Below are 25,404 nucleotides of genomic sequence, written 5' to 3' on the forward strand. Positions count from 1 at the left end.
GGCAGCCTTTTTTGCTTTTAAGTTTTTTGTAGTTTTAACTGCTTAAGCTTTAGCATCTGAGGTAGCACTGAAAATACAATCATCATAAACATTAATAGGTATTGCCAGTCTTGGTATTGTTCGTTTATGAGCAAAACAGCGCATACTATTCCCGCGATTGGGTTGGCAATGGTGCCAAATGAAAACTCAGCCACACTCATGCGCCCTAATAACCAAACATACAGAGTATAGGCAATGGCAGTATTGGGCACGATTAACCAAAATAGCACAGAGTATTGCAGCGCTGAAATAGGCTCAAATACCACTTGGTATTGCTCTGGGTTTAGCAAACTTCCATCGATAAAAGCAGCTAGCAATAATATGCTGCCACCAATGATTAATTGCCAAGTAAGCACAACCCACCAATGTATATGCACCGACAAACTTTGTACTAAGGTGCTACCAATCACAATAGTAAGTAAGGCACCCAATAAAGCCGTCACTCCCAATACATTTAATGTGACGTAAGCTGGATCAAACAATAACCACGCCAGTACAACCAAGGCTATGGCGCAAAATGCTTGAACTCTTGCTGGACGCTGTCCTTTTACAATCCATGCATACAGCAAAGCGACAACCGGCACTGACACCATCCCCACCCCAGCAATAGCTGCAGGAAGATTCACCGCCATGATAAAAATAAACGCAAAAAACAGCGCTATATTCACAGCACCTAAAGTCAATAAACTTGGCCACTGTGAACGAGTTGGTAAACTAGGCTTAACTAATAAAAGTAATAATCCTGCAGGCAATGCGCGCAATGCACCTAATAATAATGGCGGCCAATCTGGAGTGGCATATTTAGTCACAGCATAGGTAGTACCCCATAAAAAAGCAGGGATCATGGCAAGTAAGATATTCAATGTAAGTCCTTGTTAGTGAAAAGTAGCGTAAAAATAAAACCTCAAGTAAGGTTTAGGTCAATAGCTATGCCCAGTTAAAAACAAAAAAGGTTGCCTCTTGGCAACCTTTTCAATTTGTAATATCTCGGTGGATACTTAAGCTTTACGCCATGTTGTTTTACCCGCAGAATCTTCGAGTACAACACCGAGTGCATTAAGTGCATCACGGGCTTCATCAGCAGCTGCCCAATCTTTGCTGGCACGAGCTTCGTTACGTTTTGCAATCAAGGCTTCGATGTGTGCGACTTCGTCATCAGCTTGGCCACCTTGTAGGAAGGCTTCAGGGTCTTGTTGTGCAACGCCTAATACCTCTGCAACACTGCGAAGTACATAAGCCAACTTACCAGCTTGTTCTGCATCGCAGTCTTTAACACGGTTTAGTTCTTTCGCAAGCTCAAATAACACAGGTAGTGCTTCTGGCGTATTAAAGTCATCATCCATTGCTTTTCTGAATTTAGCCACGTATTCATTGCTGGCTAAATCACATTCGATTGGTGTTACCCCGCGCAGTGCGGTGTAAATACGCTCAAGTGACGAACGCGCTTGCTCTAAATTTTCTTGCGAATAGTTAAGTTGGCTACGGTAATGACCTGAAATTAAGAAGTAACGAACTGACTCAGCATCGTACTCTTTCAATACGTCACGCACGGTAAAGAAGTTGTTTAATGACTTAGACATCTTCTCTTTATTAACCTGTACCATACCTGTGTGGATCCACGTATTAACGTACTTGCCGTTATTTGCGCAGCATGACTGAGCAATTTCGTTTTCATGGTGTGGGAATTGTAAATCTGAACCACCACCGTGAATATCAAAATGCTCACCTAAATGCTTAGAGCTCATTGCCGAACATTCGATGTGCCATCCTGGACGACCCTCACCCCATGGTGATGACCACGAAGGCTCACCTGGCTTGGCTTTTTTCCATAGCACGAAATCAAGTGGATCTTGCTTATCTTGTGCAACTTCAACGCGTGAACCTGCTTGTAGCATGGTTAAGTCTTGTTGTGATAAAGCACCGTATTGCTCAAATGTAGAGACATCAAATAATACATCACCATCAGCTGCAATGTAGGCATGGCCTTTCGCAATTAAACGTTCAACCATAGCGATGATTTCATCCATATGGTTTGTTACGGTTGGCTCAACATCAGGACGCAACATATTTAAGCTGTCAAAGTCTTCATGCATTGCTTTAGTCATGCGAGTCGTTAAATCATTGATAGACTCGCCTTTTTCGTTAGCACGTTTGATAATTTTGTCGTCAACATCGGTGATGTTACGTACATATTTTAAATCGTAGCCGATGTGACGAAGGTAACGAACAATTACATCAAACCCTACAAATGTACGTGCATGACCGATATGGCAGTAATCATAAATGGTGATACCACACACATACATGTCGATTTTGCCATCAACAAGGGGTTTAAACTGCTCTTTTTGTCGCGTAAGTGTGTTGTAAATTTGTACCATTTATAAAATGTCCTTAACGGTGTTTCGAGATTCTCTATGTTAACACTTGCAAAGCCGCTGCTCTAGCGCTTTATCAATTGAATAAGCACTTTGTTAATCGTTTTAAACAAGCTCTTTGTTAATCAAAGACAACTACTATAAAATAGTGCCATTATTAAACCAGATATAGGAAACCTCATGGTTGTACTACACACAAACTTTGGTGACATCACCATCAAAATGCACGAAAACGATGCACCAAACACAGTTAAAAACTTCTTAGAGTATGCAAACTCTGGCTTTTACAACGGCACTATCTTTCACCGTGTAATTGATGGTTTTATGGTACAAGGCGGTGGCTTTGAGCCAGGTATGGTTCAAAAAGAAGTAAACAACCCTATCGAAAACGAAGCAAACAATGGTCTTGCGAATAAAGTAGGCACATTAGCAATGGCGCGCACGCCGGATCCACATTCAGCAACTGCGCAGTTCTTCATTAACGTTAACGACAATGACTTCTTAAACTTCAGCAGTGAAACTTCACAAGGCTGGGGCTACTGCGTGTTTGCAGAAGTTGTTGAAGGTATGGACGTGGTAAACAAAATCAAAGGTGTTGCAACTGGCAGCGCAGGTTTCCACCAAGACGTACCACTTGAAGATGTAATTATCGAAAAAGTAACGGTTAGCTAATTTAATCGTTTAGTACTTTTTTAAGCGGGCCTTTGCCCGCTTTTTTGCGAGTAACCATGAAACAAAGTTATTTTATTGCCGATCTCCACTTAACAGAAAACCGCCCAGACATCACTGCGGCATTTTTTGATTTTCTTGATAGCAAGATTATTAATAATGACGTTGATGCCCTGTATATTTTAGGTGACTTTTTTGAAGTATGGGTAGGTGATGACTATCAAACTGACCTTTCAGTGAGCGTTGCCACACGTTTAAGCCAGGTAAGTGAAAGTGGTACTAAGGTGTTCTTTATTCATGGTAACCGCGATTTCATTATGCGTGAAGGCTATGCCAAAAGCGCAAGTATGACTTTACTACCCGAACAAGTTGTTATTGATTTATACGGCACCCCAACGGTTATCCTGCATGGTGATGAAATGTGCACCCAAGATGTTGAATATCAAAAGTTTCGCAAAAAAAGCCGTGGTTGGTGGTGGCCAAAATTAATGCTTGCTATGCCGCTTTGGTATCGCAAGAAGATTGCTCGCAACGCCCGCGAAAAATCAAAACAAAGCCAAGCTGGTAAAGCATTAGAAATCTTAGATGTTACAGAAGATGCGGTATTAGCCATGTTTAAAAAACATCAGGTTAAGAATATGATCCATGGTCATACCCACCGCCCTAATGTTCACTACTATAATGTTAATGGCGAGACCCATACTCGCACCGTGCTGGGTGATTGGTATGAACAAGGGTCATACCTAAGAGTAACTCCAGATAAACAAGAGCTAATTTACACTCCGCTTTAAATCATCAGTTTATTAGCTATGCTTTAGTTGTGTATCAAATAAAAACGGGCATGTTAGGTGAACCGATTTATATACTTGTGTAGCTGTTTAGTGCTTAGCTTTTCGATTAATAGCCAAACCTGGCAGTTGGTCACTGAGCCTTTTCCTCCCTATTTTATTGGTGAGCAGAGTAAGCCTGGTTGGTTACATGAAGTTATTGTTGCCGCATTAAAAACTCAAGGGCAAAAAGCCAGCATAGAATATACACATTGGGCTCGCGCACTGAAACTTGCTAAACGAAATAAGCGTGTTGCGGTACTCGGTGCATTTCATAATCATGCCAGAGCAGCTGATTATTATTATTCACACCCTTTAGCCGTTGCCAATACGGTATTATTTAAACGTGCCGATACTGACATTCTCTATACGGGATCTTTATATTCGCTTGCTCCTTATACAATTAGTAAAGGGGAAGATTATGTAGTGAGTGATAGCTTTGAAAGCCATCCTCAGCTAACGATTGTTACCGCAGATAGCCTTGCTGACAGCTTACTGCTTTTACTTAATGGACGAGTTGATCTTGTTGCTGGCAGCAAAGAAGTCGGCCAATATTGGTTAGCTAATAATGAGCGTTTGCGCGCATTCAAAGAAAAGCAAGTTAGTGTGCTTAAGCCTTATTTAGCCAGCCAGTATTTACATGTAATAAGCGCTAAAAGCCATCCTCAAGCACTCCACTTTCAAAATAGCCTACGAATTGGCGTAGAAGAATTACTTGCCAGTGGTGGACTTGAGAAAATTTTACGTCACTATGAATTCAGTGATATCGAGATCAACAAAATTAAACGCTTGCTTAGTAAAATTTGACTATTTAACCACTGTCTCTTGGGCTTTCAAGGGAATAGTTATTTTAAATTGTGTGGCAATATTAGCGGGTAAATCGTGACGACTAATTAAGCTTATTCGCCCCCCTAATATCTCTGTTACCCATTGATAAACTAAGTACAGCCCAAGACCTGTATGGCCATGTTTTCTTGAAGTTGTTACAAAGGGCTCAAATAGATTGCTGCGTAATGAATCATCAATACCAACACCATTATCAGATAAAGTGATACACAAGCTATTATATTTTTCTTCGAACACCCGTACAACTATCAATTTATTGTCTTGCTCTGTGAATGCATGTGAAATGGCATTAACAATTAAGCTCTCAATAATTTGGGAAATGACACCTGGCCGCGTAACGATCTCTCTGTCAATTTCTATATCAGTTTGCACTGTCACATTGAAGGTCTTTAATCGTGACTTTAATCCGAGCAATAAGTCTTCAATGACTTTATTTATATCACATTTTATATGGTTATCATTTGTTCTGTCGTGCGCCATTTCTTTAAAGCTTTTAACATGACAAATAGCTTTATCTAAATTTACTTTAGACAATTTTAAGTTAACATCGATCCCCTCGATACTCGTTTCTAAAAACTCTTTAGTTAGCCCCTGCTCAATTTGCTTTTGTAATTTTTGGTTTATCATTTCGGCATTAGACAGTGAAATCGCAGCCCCGCCCAGAGGAGTATTCATTTCGTGGGCAACACCCGCAACCATTAAACCAAGCGATGAAAGCCTTTTTGCCTCAATCAATTCTCCCTGTAATTCGTGTTGCTGTTTTATATACCGCTGTAATTTAGTGTTAGCCGTTAGTAATTCTTGCTGCTCAATTTCCAAGTTGATTGAGGTTTGAATAATCTTGCTCTGATAACGAAAACTACGCAGTTGATAATATATTGATAAAGCAACAAGAAGTAAGCCAAAAACTAAAGCGGTTACTAAAGACTGAATAAATACCGCATCAACAACCCCGTCACTAGCACTCACTAACATGAAAATATCATTTTCAACGGGTTGGCTATTAGCGTTACCCAAGTTCATTTTTAAGAAACTAGCCGACATGCTCTTTGAAATAACGAGCTGTTTTGAACTCGCCGCGCTAATCATTGTGTTCCACAGCGCTGGGTCATTTTTTTTCAGGCTTAAATCGGGCTGCGCTAACATAAAGCCCCATTCCATTGCTTTATTAGGATGAAGTAACCAATATCCTTCTCCATTAATTAATTGCACCTGAGCCTTCGCAGAACCAAGCTCCTTGATATGATTTAATGTCGACGATAAATCAAAATTAACCACAATTAACCCATCTAAAAGATAATCATCAGGCAAGGTTCGAAACGAAGCTCTTAAGGTTGGCTGAAAAGGTGTCACTACCTCACCAAACTCAACATTTAGATCAATAGGAGAGATGTAGATATTATTATTTTTTAGCTGCATTCCCTCAGTAAAATAATATCGGTTTCGTTTATTTTGTAACTGTTGCTCAGGTACAACCTCTGCAATTCCAGCTTTGAAATTAACTCGCAGTCGCTCCTGCCCTTGTGTATCTAACCAGCGGATCTGTGAAATTGTGCCTGCAGCCAAGCCAAAATCAGTAAAATGATTTAGTACGTTATTTAAATAACGAACTTGTTCTGCTGATACCGTTGACACGTCATTGCGCTTTAATGACTGATCTGCAACTAGTAACTTTACTACTTTTCTAACATCACCGAGCTCCCGGCTAAAAATACTATGTGTCGCATGCAAAGTGTTATCTTGCAAAAGACCTAAATTAGTTTTTTTTATTTGATAAAAAAGTAAAAACACAAGTAAGCTAATTGCTACACATACCCCAAGCGCAATAGCTAATTTAATAATGGACTTTTTACGCAGCGCATTTAGTTGCGAAACCGCTTTTTCTACCATTACTTTTCAGACCAACTTTGCAGCCACTCAAGTGCATCTTCAAAAAACATTGGCTTTGCGTAGTAATATCCTTGCCCAAAGCTACAACCTAACTGTTTAAGCCATTGGTGCTCAGCTTCTGTTTCAATACCTTCAGCGGTTACTTGAAAAGCAAATTTTTCAGCCAGCATCATAATCATTTCAATAATATGCTGGTTTGATATTGATTCATTAATTTTGTCTACGAAACACCTATCTATTTTGATGACCTGTGCAGGAATTCTACTAATATGTTCAAGTGAGGAGTAGCCCGTACCAAAATCATCAATACTAATTTTCATGCCAAGCGCAGCAAATTGACACAAACGTGCATTTATTTTTTCATAATTAAAGATAGCTTGAGTCTCTGTCACTTCTAGCTCAAGTAGTTCTGGGGATATTTGATGCTCAGCTAAGCGCGCTTGAATTTCATCAAAATAACTTGCTGACAACAAATCATACGTAGATACATTAAACGCAATAGGTATGGTGAAACCTCGTTCTGTTAACTGATATATTATTTGTAAGATTTTATCAAAAATAAGCTTATCTAATTCACTTATTAGTCCAGCTGTTTCAGCAAGCTCAATAAACTCGTCAGGAGGGACAAAAGCACCACTATCTAGCTGCCAACGTGCTAGCGCCTCAAAGCCTACCACTTCATTTGTGCTTAAACTAACTTTAGGCTGTAATGCCACTTTAAGTTGTTTTTTACGAATCGCAGTGCGCAGCTCTTGCATTAATGAATAACGGCGTGTGATTGCTTCAGTGCTTTTAGCAGAATAACAAAGTAGCTCAGCCATTTGCGACTTTTCTTCACTAAGTGTTGATTCTGCAAGATTGAAAATTTGCTCGGCTGAATGCTCAGGAAACGCATCTAGTTGCATAACCAAAATGCGCACATTTAAAAATTGCTTTACCCCGTCAATTTCGAAAGATTGCTGTTTTAGCGAGTCAATTAACTGTTCATCTTTGAATACCTCGCTAGCAACCAATACTCCCAAGCTGTCATTTTTAAATAACGCTATGCGAGGATAATAGGCTTGAAGTTGTTGCTGAATATTACTTTGCATTTTTTTATGGGTTTTCTTACAAAACTCATAACCAAAACGAAATGACTTTTCATCAAACTGCAAAATTTCAAAGATAACTAAATGAGTATTTGCCAGCTCCTCTGCATTCATCATATCAATTTCACGTAACAGCCAATTTCGATTAGGCATATTCAGCGTAACATCTGTATAGGCAAGCTCTGTTAACCGGTTCATTAATGCAATGTTTGCAAAGCCAGTGCTCACATTCTCACTAAATACCTGCAATAGATAGATATTATGTTCTTCTATTTGGTTATCAGATTTAACAATTGTGATGTAGTAATTCACATCAACATTCTGTGTGGTAAAATAAAAGACACTATAGTGCGTTGAAAATACGTGCTGGCGAGTTTCAACTGCTTTTTCGATATTATCTTGCACCTCAGAGCTTAAAAATTCTGATGAAAGACTTTTGCCTTCAAGTCCTTTATAGCAACCACTGCAAGAAATAACCTCAGCTAAAGCTAATTTGCTATTTCCAACACATATCACTCCCCCACCATTCGATAATTGTAAAATTTTGCCAATTTCGTCTAAAACAGCTTGAGAAAATGAGTGAATGTTATTTTTACTATTAATGCTTCTTGCCGCATCAAGTACCAGCTGTAGCCCTTGTTTGGCATTCGAAATTTGCGAAATATAGTGATAAGTACGAAGATGACTGCTAACAATAGATTTTAGCTTTTCCGCAGTCATATCTGACTTGTTCCAGTACTCATCAATATCGAGTGTATCCATGACCTGCTGCTCAGGTGCAAAACTTGGTTGGCCTGTTAGCAGAACAATACGCATATCATTTCTACCCAACACATTACGGATACTGTTGACCAATCTTAAACCAGAATCATCCTCTTCCATCACAACATCTATAAATACCAACGCGATATCTTTATGCTGGGATAGAATTGACGCAGCTTCTAAAGCAGAATCTGCAGTCAAAACATGTAACTCATCTCCACTGTCAAGACTGATAGCTTTAAAACTATTTAACAGTGCTTGCTGATAGTCAGCATCATCTTCAACAGTTAAAATTTTCCAAGTTGTTACTTTTTTTTGGGGTTTTACGCTTGGCTCTATAAATTTAAAAGTTGATTGCGGATCTAGCATGGCTTCTCCATTTTTTAAGCACACGATGCAAACAATTATGATTTGGGAACATCAAATATAACTAAAAAATAGTACACTAAACCAAAAAGATAAAACCAATTAACCAAATTAAGTAGGAATAAACACTTATAAAACTACATGTTAGTGAGCATTTACACTTACAACATGCGACAGCAAGGAGTTGTAAAAAATATAGAAAAGTACACAGATCCCACCAAATTATTACAGAACTTGATGGGAAGCTGTTTATGCGGGCACACCACTGTGAAACTTAAAATCTTCATCAGGTGTTAAAATAAGATCGGCTTCTAGTTGAGCAAAGAACTCAACACGCTCTGTGATATCAAACTCACTGATTTCTTGGGCAAGGGTTAGATAATCTTGATAATGGCGCGCTTCAGAGCGCAGGAGTGAGATATAAAAATCACCTAAACGCTTATCAACATGCGGGGCTAATTTAGCAAAACGCTCACAAGAGCGGGCTTCGATGTAAGCACCGATAATTAACTTATCTACCAAGGCATCTGGCTCGTAAGTTTTTACGTGGCGCAGCATCCCTTTGGCATAACGACATGGGGTAATGCTTTTATATTCAATGCCGTATTCATCCATGATCTCAAGAACTTGATAAAAGTGATGTAGTTCTTCTTTAATAAGCATCACCATTTTATCGATAAGGTCTTGCCCATAAGGTGAGTTAGATTTTGGGATCATTGATTTAGTCAGCTTGTTTTTATCTGCAAGCTCACGCCAATCCCCTTCTCGCTTGTAAATAAGTGTTTCAAATGGTTTTAACCACTCAAGCAACGCATCACTGCTTTCTTTATCAACCGCGTACTTACGAATTAAAAACATGGCAGACTGAGCTGCTTTTAATTCACAAATAAGGTGATCGATTAAAACCACATCTAAGTTTTCTTTTTTGGTTGCCGCAGCAATCCACTCATCAGGCGTTTCGCACTTTAAAAAAGAATGAATTGGCGCTAACAAATCAGAATAAGGCACTGAATAACTTCTCATCAAAAATCTTGGTTTGATTTTACCACATAATTAAGCCTGCATTCCATGACCCATATCAGTGCAAAGTAATTTCCTATATGCACTAAAGAGTTACATTCAATCGACTGTTTCGATTATTTCAGCTTCTTGACAAGATTTAATTACTGAACCATAACTTAATCAAAGCTGTACAAAAATAAAACAGCTACTATTCCTTTTTTACAGGGGCAACAATTATGATTTTAAACCACTTATGGGGCTTATACGCCCATCCACTCGAAGAATGGCAAACGATTGATAATCGCCATGAGAGTTTGCGCTATAGCCTATCTCATATCCTATTAATTGCATGTATCCCTTCAATTATGGGCTACTATTCGTCGGTTCACTTAGGATGGAGTATTGGTTCTGGTGAAGCTGTATTTTTAACCCATGATAGTGCATTGATGATCGCAGTAGCGATGTATTTTGCACTCATAGTAGGCGTATTTGCGCTTGCTTATCTAGCTCATTGGATGGCAGTAACATTTGGTGCTAAACCCACTTTTACACAAACGCTAGAACTTGCCGCTTATACAGCAACGCCAGTGTTCATGTCGTCATTTGCAGCATTTTTGCCAGAGCTTTGGTTTGTAGTGTGTGTTGGCTTAGTTGCACTGGCCTATTCTGTTTACCTACTTTACACAGGCGTGCCTATTCTCATGCATATTCCTGAGGAAAGAGGTTTTATTTATGCAAGCTCGGTCGTTACTTGCGGGCTTATTCTGTTAGTAATTATTTTAGCTGCAACAGCTATACTCTGGACAAACGGTATTGTTCACCCCATGTTTACTTGATTTCATTATTATTTCCTTTCTTTCCAAAACAAAAAAGGAGCTGTAAAGCTCCTTTTTTATCATCTTGAAAACAGTGACTAGTCAGCGCTATTTTCTTCTTGATTATGAAGTTCTAAACCCGCAGACATAGCATTTTCACGCGTTGATTTTGCTGAATCGTTACGTAAACGGTCAATGTGGTTTAGGTACTCTTGATCAATATCGCCAGTGATGTACTGGCCATCAAATACAGACGTTTCGAAACGAGTGATTTCAGGGTTCTCTTGGCTAACCGCCGCAATCAAGTCATCTAGCGATTGATAGATAAGACCATCCGCACCAATGCTAGCATTGATATCTTCAACTTCACGACCATGAGCAATTAACTCTGCAGCCGATGGCATGTCGATACCATACACGTTCGGGAAGCGAATCTCAGGCGCAGCTGAAGCGAAGTAAACGTTCTTTGCACCTGACTCACGAGCCATCTCGACGATTTGTGCTGACGTTGTACCACGAACAATTGAGTCATCAACAAGTAATACGTTTTTACCTTTGAACTCACGGTCAATAGCATTCAGTTTTTGACGAACTGATTTCTTACGCATCTCTTGACCAGGCATAATGAAAGTACGGCCAATGTAACGGTTTTTAACAAAACCTTGGCGGTATGGCAAGTTAAGAGCTGAGGCAATCTCAAGTGCTACATCACATGATGTTTCAGGAATTGGAATAACAACGTCGATGTCTTTGTCGGCCCATTCGCGAGCGATTTTTTCACCTAACTTAGTACCCATGTTTACACGCGTTGCATAAACAGACATACGGTCAATTGTTGAATCTGGGCGCGCAAAGTAAACAAACTCGAAGATACATGGTGAGTAAGTAGCTTTTTCTGCACACGCTTGCGAGAAAAACTGACCGTCTTCAGTAACGTAAATTGCTTCACCTGGCGCAACATCACGCACAAACTCAAAACCATCAGTTTTTAATGCAACGCTTTCAGATGCAAACATATATTCAGTGCCATTTGCAGTTTCACGCTTACCAAAAACTAATGGACGAATACCGTTAGGGTCACGAAAAGCAACAATACCGTGGCCAATGATCATTGCAATCGTTGCATAACCACCTGTCACTTTGTTATTAACTTCGGTTACCGCGGTGAAAATATCTTCTGCATCTAACTTAAGCTTATTTGACTTACTTAACTCATGCGCCACGATATTAAGTAAGATTTCAGAGTCTGATGTTGTATTAACATGACGGCGAGCTTCTGAAAATAATTGCTGCTTTAATGCTTCTGCATTTGTTAAGTTACCATTGTGCGCAAGCGCAATACCAAATGGCGAGTTAACATAGAAAGGTTGCGCCTCAGACGAGCTAGATGAACCAGCTGTCGGATAGCGTACATGGCCAATACCAATAGTGCCTTGCAGACGTTTCATATGACGGGTATGAAACACATCTTTCACTAGGCCATTGGCTTTGCGTAAGCTAAACGTGTTGTTTTCAATGGTAATGATGCCCGCTGCATCTTGACCACGGTGTTGCAAAACAGTTAAGCCGTCATATAACGCCTGATTAACAGGAGAAGTGCCGACTATGCCAACGATACCACACATTAAATTTATCCTCGCCGATTAACGGTTTACCGAATTTAAAAAGCTTGAGTTGTTTTCGAGGTACGAAAAGAACCACTCAACAACAAAGCCAAATTCTGGAATCAAAATAGAGTTGCCCCACCAATGCGTATTTGGTGCACCGGTAAAAGCATCAAGAAAGAAAAGTAACGCGCTCACGACCAACACGCCACGAAGAGCACCAAACACAATGCCAAAAACACGGTCTGTGCCAGATAAACCAGTACGCTGTACAAGTTCACCTAAAATATAGTTTAGTAAACCACCCAACAGGAGTGTCGCAAAAAATAATATGGCAATTGCGGCTGCATTTCTTAAAAGGGGTTCTGAAATACTTGTTAGGAAGGATGCTAAATATTGGTAAAACAAACTAGAGATGATAAATGCGCCAGCCCACACCGCTAAAGACATTGCTTCTTTTATAAAGCCACGTATTAAACCGATGATAGTGGATAGTGCAATAATGCCAAGTATGGCGTAATCAACCCAGATCATAAGAACCAACTAGTCGTTAATTTGGGGCGCATTCTATACCCAAACCACCTGTAGATGCAAGAATTCAGCATGAGATAAAACGTATTTAGGCAAGGCATTGATTGTAGGTAATGGTGTACCCATTAGCAAAATCAATAACGCAGAATAAATACGTTTTAGCCATGCCCTTCGGGCGCTTCACAGGGCTTCCACTACTGTGTTGTGGCAACTTGAAAGGTACCTACATTCCTGTATTGCCACGCCGTGTATTGAAAGCCCTGTGATAGCGCTGAATCATGGATCTACAGGTGGTTTGGGTATAAGAACCACCTGTAGATGCAAGAATTCAGCATGAGATAAAACGTATTTAGGCAAGGCATTGATTGTAGGTAATGGTGTACCCATTAGCAAAATCAATAACGCAGAGTAAATGCGTTTTAGCCATGCCCTTCGGGCGCTTCACAGGGCTTCTACTACTGTGTTGTGGCAACTTGAAAGGTACCTACATTCCTGTATTGCCACGCCGTGTATTGAAAGCCCTGTGATAGCGCTGAATCATGGATCTACAGGTGGTTTGGGTATCCTTTACCAGATCACTTCGTAATTTCAAACTGAGTAACTTTACCATTTAGCTTGGTTAACTGCTTTAACTCAGGAAGCTTACTCTCTAACTCTTTCTTGTTAAGTGAAGGACCTACAAAGACTTTTGTCAGTGTGCCGTTCGGGGTTTTTATCGGGCGCGTGAAAGTTTTGAAACCATTCGCTTTTAGTTTTTCTTGAAGCGATTTCACATTAGGTGCATGAGAAAAACTCCCCAATTGAATAACATACGCCATTTTGGTGAGGTTTTCTTCTGGCTTACGGGTTGGCTCAGGAGTATTAGCGACCGGCTTTGCAGGCTCTTGCACTGCAACTTTTGGCTCAGCTTGATTACTCACAGGCTCATCTATTGATGCTTCAATCATTTTCGGGGCATCGCTAAATGATTGCTGTTCTGTTGCCGTTAACTCGGCATCATTAGCTTTAACATCTTCAACAGCAACTTCGGCGGGTTGCTCAGCTGATGCCACTTTATTGTCTATAGCTTGTTGTAAGTCAATCGTAGTGAACTCAGGGCGGTCAGGGATCGCTTTAAAGTTTTCTGCATGATGAACTTTCTCTCCGTCCAAAATATTTGGAATGAAAACAATAGCCGCTACAACCACAATGGTGGTTCCTACTAAGCGATTAATAAACCCTGCGTTCACCGATTTCCTCTCTATTCTTTAAAGTAATTGATAGCAGCAGCCACAGTTATAAATGACCCAAACACAATCAATAAGGTGCTTTTATCTAGCTTTGGTAACATTGCATCTAATGCAGCTTCAACACTCTTATAATGGGTGCTAGGCGCTGTTGATGGCGTTTCTGCTAATGCGCTGGCAAGGTTTTCGACGGTATCTCCACGAAAACAGTCTAAACTCGCCAACGACCATTCATCAACTACATCGGCCACAGCCGACATAGCAGCCACTTTATCTTTATCTGCAAGCATAGCGACTAATGCATGAATTTTAAACCCTTGATCTTTATACACGCTTAATTTACGTGCTAAATAACGAGCCGACTCTGGGTTATGAGCTACATCAGTAAAAATAAGTGGTTGCTCACTTAGCTGCTGAAAGCGACCTTCAACCGTTAAGTTTGCTAAACAGTCTCTTACTTGTTGTTCGTTTGGTAATAAATCAAGCTTACTAAGTAGAGTCAATGCTGTGGCAGCATTTTGACAAGGGATCGCAGGTTTAGCTAAACGCCAGTCATTGGCTTTATATTGCCAATTAAAGCCTTCACTGTCTTCTGTGAATTTAAAGTCGCGACCTGATAACACCATATCGGCGTTAATTTCATTACCGTAATCAGTTACTGTGTGTGGAATAGCTAAATCGCCAACGATTGCGGGCGTATTGGTACGGAATATACCTGCTTTATCGTAGCCAACTAACTCACGAGTATCACCAAGGTATTCTTTATGGTCTAAATCTATTGTAGTGATCACACAAGCATATGGGTTGACTATATTAGTAGCATCATAACGACCACCAAGACCCACTTCTAAGAGTACATAATCAACCGCATGGCGTTTAAAAATAGCTAAAGCGCCCAGTGTTCCGTATTCAAAATAAGTCAGTGGTGTGTCACCACGACCTTTTTCGAGCATATCGAAAGCATCAACATGGTATTGATCATCAAGCTCTTGGCCATTAATACGCACGCGCTCGTTGTAACGAATAAGGTGCGGAGAAGCATAAGTCCCGACACTAAAACCTTGTGCAAGCAGTAAGCTTTCTAAGCAACGAGCTGTCGTTCCTTTACCATTCGTACCTGCAATAAGGATTATTTTGCTTGATGTATCGAGTAAGCCGACTTGGTTTGCCACACGCTCTACGCGCTCTAGCCCCATTTCGATATTGGCTGGATGTACACTTTCTAAATAACAAAGCCAATCATCAAGGCTTGATGATTGGCTAGGAAGGATTTCTGTCATAGCGTTTAATCAGTTAAGCTGAAATTTACGCTACTCTATGCTCTTGTTCAGTAGAAGGCAAGTTCATAAATTTCGCTAAGATACGTGCAAGGGTGTCACGCATTTCACGGCGGTCAACAATCATGTCGATTGCACCATGCTCTAACAAGAATTCACTGCGTTGGAAACCTTCTGGTAGCGTTTCACGTACTGTTTGCTCGATTACGCGAGGACCCGCAAAACCAATTAATGCTTTAGGCTCTGCAACGTTCACATCACCAAGCATTGCCAACGATGCAGATACACCACCCATTGTTGGATCAGTTAATACTGAAATAAACGGTAAACCTTTTTCGCTCATCTTTGCAAGCGCAGCACTTGTTTTAGCCATTTGCATTAATGACATAAGGGCTTCTTGCATACGTGCACCACCCGATGCAGAAAAACAGATAAGTGGCATATCATGTTCTAAGCATTGGTCAACAGCTTCAACAAAACGTGCACCTACTACTGACGCCATTGAACCACCCATAAATGAGAATTCAAATGCAACAGCAGCAACAGGAATGCCTTTTAAACGGCCTTTCATTGCAACAAGTGCGTCTTTTTCACCACTTGCTTTTTGTGCTTGGGTGATGCGGTCAGAGTATTTTTTAGAATCTTTAAACTTTAATACGTCTTTTGGTTCGTGTTCAGCACCAATTTCGTGACGATCAGCATCATCTAAAAAGTTTTCTAAACGTTTACGGCCACTTAAACGCATGTGATGATCACACTTAGGACATACGTTGAGTGCTTTTTCTAATTCTGCTTTGTATAAAATTGAATCACAGTCTGTACACTTAGCCCAAACCCCTTCAGGGATTTCTTTACGACCTGATGATTTAGTCGTTTTAGGTAAGATTTTTTCTAACCAACTCATTTGCAACTCTCTTAAATGCTGTTCTGTGTCGCAGTCTGTTTAATCAAGTATGCTCGATGCACTACTTCTAGTAATTAAACAGACAGATTTTTTCAATTAAAACATGAATTACCCGTAGACGATATAAAAAACTGGTCTTAGTAGTGCAGCACTTTCAGTTAACTATCTGAATAAGGTAAAAACAGAGGTCCTAATGGTGTTTTAGGAATACCAAAGTGTTCAGGGTAATCCACATCCACTAAGTAAAGACCAGCAGCCTTTGCTGTGGCACTTGCCTTAGCGCGTTCTTTTAAATCAAGTAATTCTTTTAACCAGACTGGTTCATGTTTATGCAGACCAATATCCATCAAACAGCCAGTAATATTTCGTACCATATGATGTAAAAATGCATTCGCTTTAATATCAATTATCACATAGTCACCTTGGCGTTTTACCGACAAATGGTGAATCGTACGATTTGCTGTATTCGCTTGGCAATGCAGTGCCCTAAAAGAGGTAAAGTCATGCTCACCAATTAAATACTGACAGGCTTCTTGCATTTTAGTTTCATCGAGTGGGTGATGAAAATGCGTCACCCCTTCGCTCATGATTGCACCGCGATAGGTGTAATTATAAATAACGTAACGATAGCGACGAGCTGTGGCGCTAAAACGAGCATGAAAATCTTCACTGACAGGCTCGGCAAACCGAATAGAAATATCTTTCGGTAACAGGGTATTCATGCCCATTGTGAATGCAACCATTTCACGTTCTGCATGAGTGTCAAAGTGAACCACTTGCCCTGTGCCGTGAACACCAGCATCAGTGCGGCCAGCACATACGATTTCGACTGGGTGATTACAAATCCGCGACAACGCCGTTTCTACTTCTTGCTGTACGCTATTGACATGTGATTGACGTTGCCAACCACTGTAACGGGCGCCGTTGTACTCTACTCCAAGTGCTACTCGCATAATGACCTATTTACCTACTGTGCTAAATGACGGGGCATTTTATGCGATCTGCTCGCGCAATAAAAGCACCCTTGTACTTCACCCTGTTAGCACGATTAGTTTTTAATCGTCCTCGACGTTGTCTAAGCCCTTGGTACCTTCTTTAGCGCGAAGTTTGTGATGAATAGCTGACTTAATCAACATGTAACCACTGATAGGTGCGGTGATCAGTAAGAAAATTGAAATTAGGATCTCTTTAACGCTCACTCCATCATGGTGATAGCTAAAATACACCATTGCAGCGATAAGTAATGATGCCATTCCTAAAGTAGTGGCTTTAGTTGGCCCATGTAAACGCATAAAAAAGTCTGGCATTTTCACTAAGCCAATCGAACCAATCAAAATAAAGCAACCACCAATTAACAGTAAGATTGATACAATCCATTCACTCATTATTTGTTACCTTATTCAATAATATCGCCGCGCAGCAAATATTTACATACTGCAACGGTACTAACAAAACCAAGCATGGCAATTAATAAAGCGGCCTCAAAATAAAGCCCGGTATCCATACTCATGCCATAAAGAATTATCAGCGCAATAGTGTTAATAAACATCGTATCTAGCGCTAATATACGGTCAGGTACCGATGGACCCACTATTAAGCGCCATAAATTTAGTAATAACGAGATGGCGATCATCGCATAGACAATTAAAAATACGGTATCTAGCATCTAAAAATCTCCTTAAGCGGTGCTTCATAGCGCTGCTTAATAGTATTAATTAACGCCTGTTCATCTGCTAAATCGAGCACATGGATCAGTAAATAGCGCTGCTCAATTTCTTCGCCCTCTTCGAGTGACTCAGGAATAGGATAAACCTCTGCACTCACAGTGCCTGGGGTTAGTGACACAGTGCTTGCCAAAATAGTGATTGGCATTTCATGACTTAAATCAAGTGGTACTTTTATAAAGCCCGGACGCAACTTTTTAGTCGGCCCGAGTATTAAAAGCGCAACTTGTAAATTGGCAGTGACAATATCGTACAACACTAAAAGTAAGTACTTAAACGCCAATCCTGGTCTAACAATAAGGGGCTGTGGATCGCGAAATGGAAAAGTGATCCACGGAATTGTTATAGCAAAAAAAGTAGCTAACAGCAGATGCCCTGGCGACACGCTATTATTGAGTAATAACCAGACAACAAAAAGTAATACACTACGAAATGGAGTCGGTAGCCAACGAAAACGAGCTTCTAAACGCATTATTGGCCTCCTTGTAATACATTCTGAATGCCTTGGTTTATATCAAACAATTGCTCAGAGGTTGCTAGCATATATTCAGATATTGGCCCTGCAAAAATAACCATTAACGGTGAGCATGCTAACAGCACAATGACCGCAGTCACTTGTAAAGGGTGTGCTTTTACGCCCTCAATTGCTTCACTATCTTTATATTTGTGATCCCAAAAAAGGCTTGTACCAGCACGCGATATCGCAACCAACAGTGCCAAGCTAGATAAAATATAAATAGGCCAAAACAACATGGCTTTTTCGCTATCTAGAGTACTCTTTAAAATCCAAATTTTACCGACAAAACCTGACAATGGTGGCATCCCCACCACGGCAAGTGCCGCAATAACAAAACAAATACCTAACAAGAATGGCTGAGCAACTGCACGCCCCGCCACTAAGCGGTCAGCGACCTTACCGCGCTGCTGCGCAATTAAATCAGCCAATAAAAACAGGACAGCACAAATTAAAGTTGAATGAACTAAATAGTAGAGTAACGCAGCTGTGGCAGAGACATTTTGAATGGCCACCAACGCAACGAGAGTACCAACCGACACCACCACCAAGTTGGCAATCAACTTACGAAAATCTTGGCTAGCTAAAACACCAATAGCGCCCATTACAATTGTCGCCAGTGCTAAGCCCCACAACCAAGGCTGTGCCATATGAGCAAGCTCACCTGCATTCTCACCAAATATAACGGTGTATACACGCAGCATGGCATAGACACCTACCTTTGTCATAATCGCAAATAATGCAGCTACCAATGGCATTGCACTTGCGTAAGTATTCGGTAGCCATAAATGTAAAGGTAAGAGCGCGCCTTTAAGTGCAAACACGACAATCAGTAACAAACCACCTATTTTCGCAAGGTATACATCATCACCTTTTAGTAAAGGGACTTTTTGTGCTAAATCAGCGATATTTAATGTTCCTAGGACACCATATAGAATACCTAACGCGATTAAGAATACACTTGAACCAATTAGGTTTAATATCACGTACTGCAGTGCTGCTCGTGTTTTGTGTTTGTCACCGGCATGCATCAATAGCGAATAAGAGGCAATCAGTAACACCTCAAAAAATACAAATAGGTTAAACACATCACCAGTTAGAAAAGCACCATTCACACCCAGAATTAAAAAATGGACTAGCGGGTGAAAAAAGCTGCCTTTTTTGTCGTCACCTGCACAGCTATAAAGCACAATCACCGCGCCCAATAGGCTGGTTAGTAGCACCAGTAATGCAGAGAGCCTATCAGCCACAAGCACAATACCAAAAGGTGCTGACCAATCACCGATAGCATAAACCAATGATGCAGTAGTATTAACATGAAATAGCAAATAAGCACTTATTAGCAACGTAACTATCGATAAAATAACGGAAGCTACACGACGAATATGTAAGTTTTTACCGCACGGTGGCATTAATAAAATAACGCCTGCCAACATAGGGATTAAAATGGGTAAAGAAGCTAAATGCTGAATCATTTTTGCTCCTTAGATGATTTTAATAAATGACCATCAACATGATCATTACCCAAATCAGCACGACCACGAATAGCTAAAATAACCACAAAGGCGGTCATCGCAAAACCGATAACTATAGCGGTAAGCACAAGTGCCTGCGGTAATGGATCCGCATACTCACTAGCACTGCCTAGTACTGCAGCTTTATTAATCGTTAAGCGACCTGACGAGAATAAAAATAGGTTAACCGCGTACGATAACATGGTTAAACCAAGCACAACCGGAAAGGTACGTGCTCTTAATATTAAGAAAATCCCGCATGCAACCAGCACGCCCACGCATGATGCGTACAATACTTCCATTAAATATTTACCTCTCGCTTGGGTGTATCGGCAGTCAATTTACCTAAACTTGCCAAAATCATCAGCGTTGCACCTACAACAGTTAAATACACACCTAAATCAAATACGATAGCACTGGCAAGTTCTGTTTTGCCGACTAACGGAATATCAAAATAATCAAACCACGTTGTTAAGAATGGACGGTCAAAGAACCAACTCCCCACACCTGTGAACAATGCAATGGCAATACCTGATGCAATAATTTTGCGATAATTCACATCAAATCTGTCTGCAATCCAGTGTGAACCATTTGCCATATATTGCAAAATAAACGCAATCGCCGTTACTAGACCTGCAATAAAACCACCACCCGGTAAATTGTGACCTCGTAAGAAAATATAAGCAGACACCAATAATGCCAGTGGTAATAAACTTTGCGAAATACTCGACAGTAAGATTGGATAACGCTCTCTAGCCCATGGGCGCCCTTCGCTATCACTTGCCGGCATAAACAATGGCAGATTAATAAGTAATTTATAAATACCTAATGCGGCAATACCCAGTACGGTTATTTCACCAAGGGTATCAAAGCCCCTGAAGTCAACTAAAATCACGTTTACAACGTTAGTACCGCCACCGCCAGTTTTAGCATTGGCAATAAAGAAATCAGAAATTGATTCAAGCGGTCTGGTCAACAGCGCGTAGCAGATACTGGCCACAACAACACCAACAGCTGAGGAAATCCCTAAGTCACGCAAGACACGCAATGAACTAGATTCTTTAGGGGTACGCTGCGGTAAAAAGAATAATGCGAGCATCAGTAGCATCACAGTGACAACTTCAACTGTTAACTGAGTCAGTGCTAAGTCTGGCGCAGAGAATCGAGTGAAAGCTACAGATACCATCAGACCTACAATTGAAATCATAATCAAAGATATCATTCGCGAACGATGCCAAATAACAGTGACAAGCGCACCGATAATTAACAGACCCGCGCCAATGGCGTTATGAAAATCAATAGGTGTTAATTCACTTGTGCCCGCAAGTTGTTGCATCTCAAACAATGGCCAACCAGCACACATCAAAACAACCGCAATCATTACAAAAGCGTATCGTTGCAATGAACCATTTTCAATACGGTTAACTTTAGCTTGTGACCATTTGATCACAGAATACAGGCCTCGTTCAAAGCCTTTTTTAGCATTTAATGTCGGTAATGAAGCTTGGAAATGGAACAGGTGCTTACGTTGCACATAGATAAGCACACCGCAGCAAGTAGCAATAAAGCTCATTAATAAAGGTAAATTAAAGCCATGCCATACCGAGAGCTTATAATCTGGAGCTGCATCACCAAGTACCGCATACGAAGCAGACGCTAAAATATCGCTCACAGCAAAGTGAGGGAACATACCCACTAATAAACATAACACCACTAAAATTTCGATTGGCACACGCATGTAACGTGGTGGTTCGTGTGGCTGTTTAGGTAAATCAATCGGGTCACCATTAAAGAACACGTCATGAATAAAACGTGCAGAATAAGCGACCGATAAAGCACCAGCTACAGTTGCTAAAACCGGAATGAGCCACGACATCGAACCTAGTACTTGCTGATGCAAGGTTTCAGCAAAGAACATTTCTTTCGATAAGAAACCATTTAACAATGGCACACCAGCCATCGCAGCCGCAGCAACCATTGCAAGCGTGGCAGTATAAGGCATAAAGCGCCACATACCGTTTAGTTTGCGCATGTCACGAGTCCCCGTTTCATGATCAATAATACCGGTTGCCATAAACAATGAGGCTTTAAACGTTGCATGGTTAATAATATGGAAAATCGCTGCAACCGTGGCAAGTTCAGTATCTAAGCCAAGTAATAACGTGATAAGACCCAAATGACTGATGGTTGAATAAGCAAGTAAACCTTTTAAGTCATGCTTGAATAATGCGATATAAGCGCCAACCAATAAAGTAGCAAGACCAGTCATAGCAACCAAGATAAACCACGTATCAGTGCCTGCTAATGCTGGGTAGAAACGGGCAAGCAAAAAGATACCAGCTTTAACCATGGTAGCTGAATGTAGATAGGCACTCACAGGTGTAGGTGCAGCCATTGCATGCGGCAACCAAAAATGAAACGGGAATTGCGCCGATTTAGTAAACGCTCCCAAAAGCACCAATACTAATGCTACTTCGTAGAGCGCATGAGATTGAATGAGTGCTTTACTCGCTAAGATAACATCCAGATCATAACTACCAACGATGTCACCAATCAATAATAAGCCTGCCAATAGCGCAAGACCGCCCGCCCCTGTAATAGCAAGCGCCATGCGCGCGCCCTTACGGGCTTCAGATTTATGCCACCAATAGCTAATAAGCAAAAAGGAACTAATACTGGTAAGCTCCCAGAATAGCCAAAGCTGGATAACATTATTCGACATTACTATTCCGACCATCGCGGTCATAAATAGCATTAAGTAGCAATAAAGCTTAGGCAGGGAGTCGTTATTACTTAAATAATAACGCGCATAGAAAATCACTAAGGTACCAATACCTAAGATCATGTATAAAAAAAGCAAGGTTAAACCATCAAGTCTAAAAGACACTTGCATGTTTAATAACGGGATCCACTCTGCGCTGTAGCGAATCATTTCACCAGAAAATACCGCAGGTGTGTACGAGAATACTATTCCAAGGGCAAGCAAAGGCGCTAGCATAGTCAAAGCGGTACTTTGATTACGCGTTATTTTTGAGGTGCAGGATGAAATAACACTGCCGATTAAGGATAACAGGGGTATCCAGAGCAAAGTCATAATTAAGAGCCTTTTAGTGTCATAAGAATATCAATACTGCTGCTAGTTATAATTAGTTGCGTACTGTTCATTTGGATGGTTAAAAGTTGGCTTCAAAAAAAGCTTACAATGCGTATAGTTATACTGATCAGGGGCTATTTTGTCTATAGCAGCCACACCTATTCGCACAAGTTTTAACCACTTTACATACTAAAATAGCAATAAATTGACGATTAGTCAGAAAAACTATGTTTAGTTGAAGCCATTGTAATTGAAGGTTTTAAGCCCAAAAAAGCAAAGTAATCTAAAAATCGAACAGGCTTTGTTAAGGGCTGGTTAATTTGCTTTTGCCAAAGTTGTCGATACTGTTCAGACAGCCCCATTAACTGATACTGCATAATTGACCAATCAGGGCTTGGCTTATAAGCCAAATTATTATTACAAGCGATACTCTTTTGCCAGCCTACTGGAGGTTTAAGCTGACGCGCTATAAATAAATTGGGTGCAACATGACCCTGCTGCTGACATAGCCACTGCTGCTTTTGAGTTGGCAATGTGTATTCATCTTCAAAGCCATTAAAATGCATCAACTCATGTAAAAATACAGCATAAGGCTGTGTTGAATTAATATGCATTATTCCGCCACGCACGTTAGCACTGCCCTGTTCAGACATCATAACAATAAAATCAAATCCAGCGGGCCACGTGTAATCTTCTGCCTGATACCAATCACACTGCAGCACATTATCACTGCTGTTACATTGAAATTGGTCTGCTACATAAACAACTTCGCTAAAACAAAAACTGTTGATCGAAGGTTCTGGCTTTGACTCGTAACGTTGCTTAAACAACTTCAGCGTAGCAATTCCATCAGCGTGATCAGTCATCATCAGCACATTAAAATGGCACTGTGGCTGTGCTTTCAAATCATTTAGCGATAACACAAATTGATGTTGTTCAGCATATTGAGGACTTATATTTGCTGTTGCCATGCTTTGTCGTAAATACCAAGATTGTTTGGCATTACCATTTGGTAATTGGCCGCTACGCCACAGCATAGAAATAGCCTGCCATTGTTGATCCGCTGCCAGATGATCAGCTAAGCGTTGTTGCTGTAAAGGACTGAAGCTATCAAACTGAGTTTGCCACCATAATTGCGCAGCAGAGTAATCACCCTTTTGTAAAAATCGCATGGCAAGTTGATAGGTTGCATTAATATTTTTAAGTTCAGCGAGCCTTCGTAATTGCAGGGTTGAAAGTGTGTCCAATTGCGTGTTGAGGGCATTAGGCGCTAGGTGATAAATAGCAACGGCTTGGGAAGGTCTCTTCTGAGCGTAAAAAACGTAACTCGGAGAAAACAATGATACTGAGCTTGAAACACAGCCCAAGCTCAGTAAAGTAATAACCAGCAAATAAACACTAGCTCGCGTCTTCACCAGCCATTAACTCAAGTTCTAAGCGAGCGTATTTATATTCAACAAACTCATGCACATTGGTGGCAAGGGCAAGTCTAAAGTAATCAGCAGCCAAGTAATTATCACCTGCCGCTTGATGCATCTTAGCGAGGTAAAAATAGGCTTCACATAAGCGGTGTGCATACTCTTGTTCAGAGGTAACCCCTTCGATGATACCAGACAAGAATTCAAACTCACTGACATCGCCTAGATACAGTGCAAGTAACTGGTAACCCCATTGAGACTCGTCAACACCTTGTGCATTTGCTTTTAAGTCAATTAAGGCCTGTGCTTTATCAGCTTCTGATTGAGCTAAGTAAAGCCAAAGTACACGGTATGGGTCGCTTGGTGAGCGATTTAAAAACTGTTGCAAATCATCTTGAGCAAGTAACGGGCGATCAGCATAGTAGAGCGCAATCCCTCTGTTTAAATAAGCATATTCATGCTGCTCATTTAACTCTAGTGCTGAATCAAAAAACTCATAAGCTTGTTCATACTGTTGCATGAGTGTGTGGTGAATACCTAAAAAGTTATACACCTCAGCTAAATCAGGTTTAAGCTTAATCGCACGGTTAAAATCGATACGTGCCAGTGTAGACATGCCTAAGCTGTCAAATAATACACCGCGGTCATAATAAAGTTTGGCTTGTTGTTCTGCACTCAAATCTGCACGATTTAAAAGTTCAGAGTAGCGCGCAATCGTAATTTCATTGCGGAAATCAGGCAGTAGCGGCGCAGTAAATGGAACATTAACAATCGGAACTGACTCAGGTTGTGAGGTTGTTTGACACGCACTTAAAGAAAAAATAGCCACTGCGGTCAATGCTAAGTGTTTAAAAATCATTAAATTCCTTAATACCTGAATTTTCTGTAGACAAAATCGAAGCTAATAGGTTTCATTAAA

The 25,404-nt window shown here is 40.6% G+C and carries 23 protein-coding genes; 4 read left to right on the top strand and 19 right to left on the bottom strand.

The features are described 5' to 3' along the window. Positions 1-17: 17 nt before the first annotated feature. Both NH454_RS00855 and cysS read right to left on the bottom strand, forming a co-directional pair. Positions 18-902 carry an EamA family transporter gene (locus tag NH454_RS00855; protein ID WP_253038058.1) on the bottom strand — a complete coding sequence of 295 codons (885 nt, stop codon included), beginning with the start codon at positions 900-902 and terminating at the stop codon, positions 18-20. A gap of 135 nt (positions 903-1,037) precedes the next feature. Continuing rightward, positions 1,038-2,417: a cysteine--tRNA ligase gene (gene cysS, locus NH454_RS00860; RefSeq protein WP_253038059.1), complete on the bottom strand. Its 1,380-nt coding sequence runs from the start codon at positions 2,415-2,417 to the stop codon at positions 1,038-1,040. Positions 2,418-2,594: 177 nt separating this feature from the next. Between cysS and ppiB the strand changes: the two genes are divergently transcribed. Genes ppiB through NH454_RS00875 form a run of 3 tightly spaced genes read left to right on the top strand, consistent with a single transcriptional unit; the run spans position 2,595 to position 4,717 of the window. Further along, positions 2,595-3,086: a peptidylprolyl isomerase B gene (ppiB, locus tag NH454_RS00865; RefSeq protein WP_135923978.1), complete on the top strand. Its 492-nt coding sequence runs from the start codon at positions 2,595-2,597 to the stop codon at positions 3,084-3,086. Between the two features lie 56 nt (positions 3,087-3,142). Beyond that, on the top strand, positions 3,143-3,874 hold the full coding sequence (locus tag NH454_RS00870) for a UDP-2,3-diacylglucosamine diphosphatase (RefSeq protein WP_253038060.1): 732 nt from the start codon (positions 3,143-3,145) through the stop codon (positions 3,872-3,874). 57 nt (positions 3,875-3,931) lie between these two features. After that, positions 3,932-4,717 (top strand): transporter substrate-binding domain-containing protein, encoded by a 786-nt coding sequence (locus NH454_RS00875; RefSeq protein ID WP_199527842.1) that lies wholly within the window; start codon positions 3,932-3,934, stop codon positions 4,715-4,717. Here the strand turns inward: NH454_RS00875 and NH454_RS00880 are convergent, their stop codons facing one another. From NH454_RS00880 to miaE, 3 genes are all read right to left on the bottom strand, one after another. Next, positions 4,718-6,646, bottom strand: coding sequence for a HAMP domain-containing sensor histidine kinase (locus NH454_RS00880; protein WP_253038061.1), 1,929 nt, complete (start codon positions 6,644-6,646; stop codon positions 4,718-4,720). It lies immediately after the preceding gene. Further along, positions 6,646-8,865 (bottom strand): EAL domain-containing protein, encoded by a 2,220-nt coding sequence (locus NH454_RS00885; protein ID WP_253038062.1) that lies wholly within the window; start codon positions 8,863-8,865, stop codon positions 6,646-6,648. Before NH454_RS00885 ends, NH454_RS00880 begins: the two co-directional genes overlap by 1 nt. 246 nt (positions 8,866-9,111) lie before the next feature. Then, the gene (miaE, locus tag NH454_RS00890) at positions 9,112-9,870 is read right to left on the bottom strand and encodes a tRNA isopentenyl-2-thiomethyl-A-37 hydroxylase MiaE (protein ID WP_253038137.1); all 759 of its coding nucleotides are present in this window, start codon (positions 9,868-9,870) and stop codon (positions 9,112-9,114) included. Positions 9,871-10,100: 230 nt separating this feature from the next. On the opposite strand from miaE, the gene NH454_RS00895 reads away from it, so the two are divergent. Further along, the gene (locus NH454_RS00895) at positions 10,101-10,700 is read left to right on the top strand and encodes a Yip1 family protein (RefSeq protein WP_135923973.1); all 600 of its coding nucleotides are present in this window, start codon (positions 10,101-10,103) and stop codon (positions 10,698-10,700) included. A 77-nt stretch (positions 10,701-10,777) separates the two neighbouring features. On the opposite strand, the gene purF is transcribed toward NH454_RS00895, so the two are convergent. The 14 genes from purF to nlpI all read right to left on the bottom strand — a co-directional run bounded on the left by purF (position 10,778) and on the right by nlpI (position 25,344). Then, a complete protein-coding gene (gene purF, locus NH454_RS00900; RefSeq protein ID WP_135923972.1) occupies positions 10,778-12,304 on the bottom strand; it encodes an amidophosphoribosyltransferase in 1,527 nt (508 codons plus the stop codon). An 18-nt stretch (positions 12,305-12,322) separates the two neighbouring features. Next, positions 12,323-12,817 (bottom strand): CvpA family protein, encoded by a 495-nt coding sequence (locus NH454_RS00905; RefSeq protein WP_135923971.1) that lies wholly within the window; start codon positions 12,815-12,817, stop codon positions 12,323-12,325. 572 nt (positions 12,818-13,389) lie between these two features. After that, positions 13,390-14,043, bottom strand: coding sequence for an SPOR domain-containing protein (locus tag NH454_RS00910; protein ID WP_253038063.1), 654 nt, complete (start codon positions 14,041-14,043; stop codon positions 13,390-13,392). An 11-nt stretch (positions 14,044-14,054) separates the two neighbouring features. Next, on the bottom strand, positions 14,055-15,320 hold the full coding sequence (gene folC, locus NH454_RS00915; protein WP_135923969.1) for a bifunctional tetrahydrofolate synthase/dihydrofolate synthase: 1,266 nt from the start codon (positions 15,318-15,320) through the stop codon (positions 14,055-14,057). A gap of 25 nt (positions 15,321-15,345) precedes the next feature. After that, positions 15,346-16,221 carry an acetyl-CoA carboxylase, carboxyltransferase subunit beta gene (gene accD, locus NH454_RS00920; RefSeq protein WP_135923968.1) on the bottom strand — a complete coding sequence of 292 codons (876 nt, stop codon included), beginning with the start codon at positions 16,219-16,221 and terminating at the stop codon, positions 15,346-15,348. 158 nt (positions 16,222-16,379) lie between these two features. Next, positions 16,380-17,174: a tRNA pseudouridine(38-40) synthase TruA gene (truA, locus tag NH454_RS00925; protein ID WP_253038064.1), complete on the bottom strand. Its 795-nt coding sequence runs from the start codon at positions 17,172-17,174 to the stop codon at positions 16,380-16,382. A gap of 102 nt (positions 17,175-17,276) precedes the next feature. Then, the gene (locus tag NH454_RS00930; RefSeq protein WP_135923966.1) at positions 17,277-17,609 is read right to left on the bottom strand and encodes a Na+/H+ antiporter subunit G; all 333 of its coding nucleotides are present in this window, start codon (positions 17,607-17,609) and stop codon (positions 17,277-17,279) included. Between the two features lie 8 nt (positions 17,610-17,617). Continuing rightward, positions 17,618-17,887, bottom strand: coding sequence for a K+/H+ antiporter subunit F (locus NH454_RS00935; RefSeq protein WP_135923965.1), 270 nt, complete (start codon positions 17,885-17,887; stop codon positions 17,618-17,620). Further along, positions 17,881-18,417 carry a Na+/H+ antiporter subunit E gene (locus NH454_RS00940; RefSeq protein WP_135923964.1) on the bottom strand — a complete coding sequence of 179 codons (537 nt, stop codon included), beginning with the start codon at positions 18,415-18,417 and terminating at the stop codon, positions 17,881-17,883. The genes NH454_RS00935 and NH454_RS00940 overlap by 7 nt, the downstream gene beginning before the upstream one ends. Then, positions 18,417-19,934 (bottom strand): monovalent cation/H+ antiporter subunit D, encoded by a 1,518-nt coding sequence (locus NH454_RS00945; RefSeq protein WP_135923963.1) that lies wholly within the window; start codon positions 19,932-19,934, stop codon positions 18,417-18,419. The genes NH454_RS00940 and NH454_RS00945 overlap by 1 nt, the downstream gene beginning before the upstream one ends. Next, positions 19,931-20,275: a Na+/H+ antiporter subunit C gene (locus tag NH454_RS00950; protein WP_135923962.1), complete on the bottom strand. Its 345-nt coding sequence runs from the start codon at positions 20,273-20,275 to the stop codon at positions 19,931-19,933. The genes NH454_RS00945 and NH454_RS00950 overlap by 4 nt, the downstream gene beginning before the upstream one ends. Then, complete coding sequence (locus NH454_RS00955) at positions 20,275-23,067, bottom strand: monovalent cation/H+ antiporter subunit A (RefSeq protein WP_253038065.1); 2,793 nt, start codon at positions 23,065-23,067, stop codon at positions 20,275-20,277. Before NH454_RS00955 ends, NH454_RS00950 begins: the two co-directional genes overlap by 1 nt. 212 nt (positions 23,068-23,279) lie before the next feature. Beyond that, positions 23,280-24,314, bottom strand: a complete 1,035-nt coding sequence (locus NH454_RS00960) for a hypothetical protein (RefSeq protein WP_253038066.1) — start codon at positions 24,312-24,314, stop codon at positions 23,280-23,282. Between the two features lie 151 nt (positions 24,315-24,465). After that, complete coding sequence (nlpI, locus tag NH454_RS00965) at positions 24,466-25,344, bottom strand: lipoprotein NlpI (protein ID WP_135923959.1); 879 nt, start codon at positions 25,342-25,344, stop codon at positions 24,466-24,468. Between the last annotated feature and the right edge of the window lie 60 nt (positions 25,345-25,404).

It is taken from the genome of Pseudoalteromonas sp. Ps84H-4, assembly GCF_024124645.1.
Taxonomy (GTDB): domain Bacteria; phylum Pseudomonadota; class Gammaproteobacteria; order Enterobacterales; family Alteromonadaceae; genus Pseudoalteromonas; species Pseudoalteromonas lipolytica_C.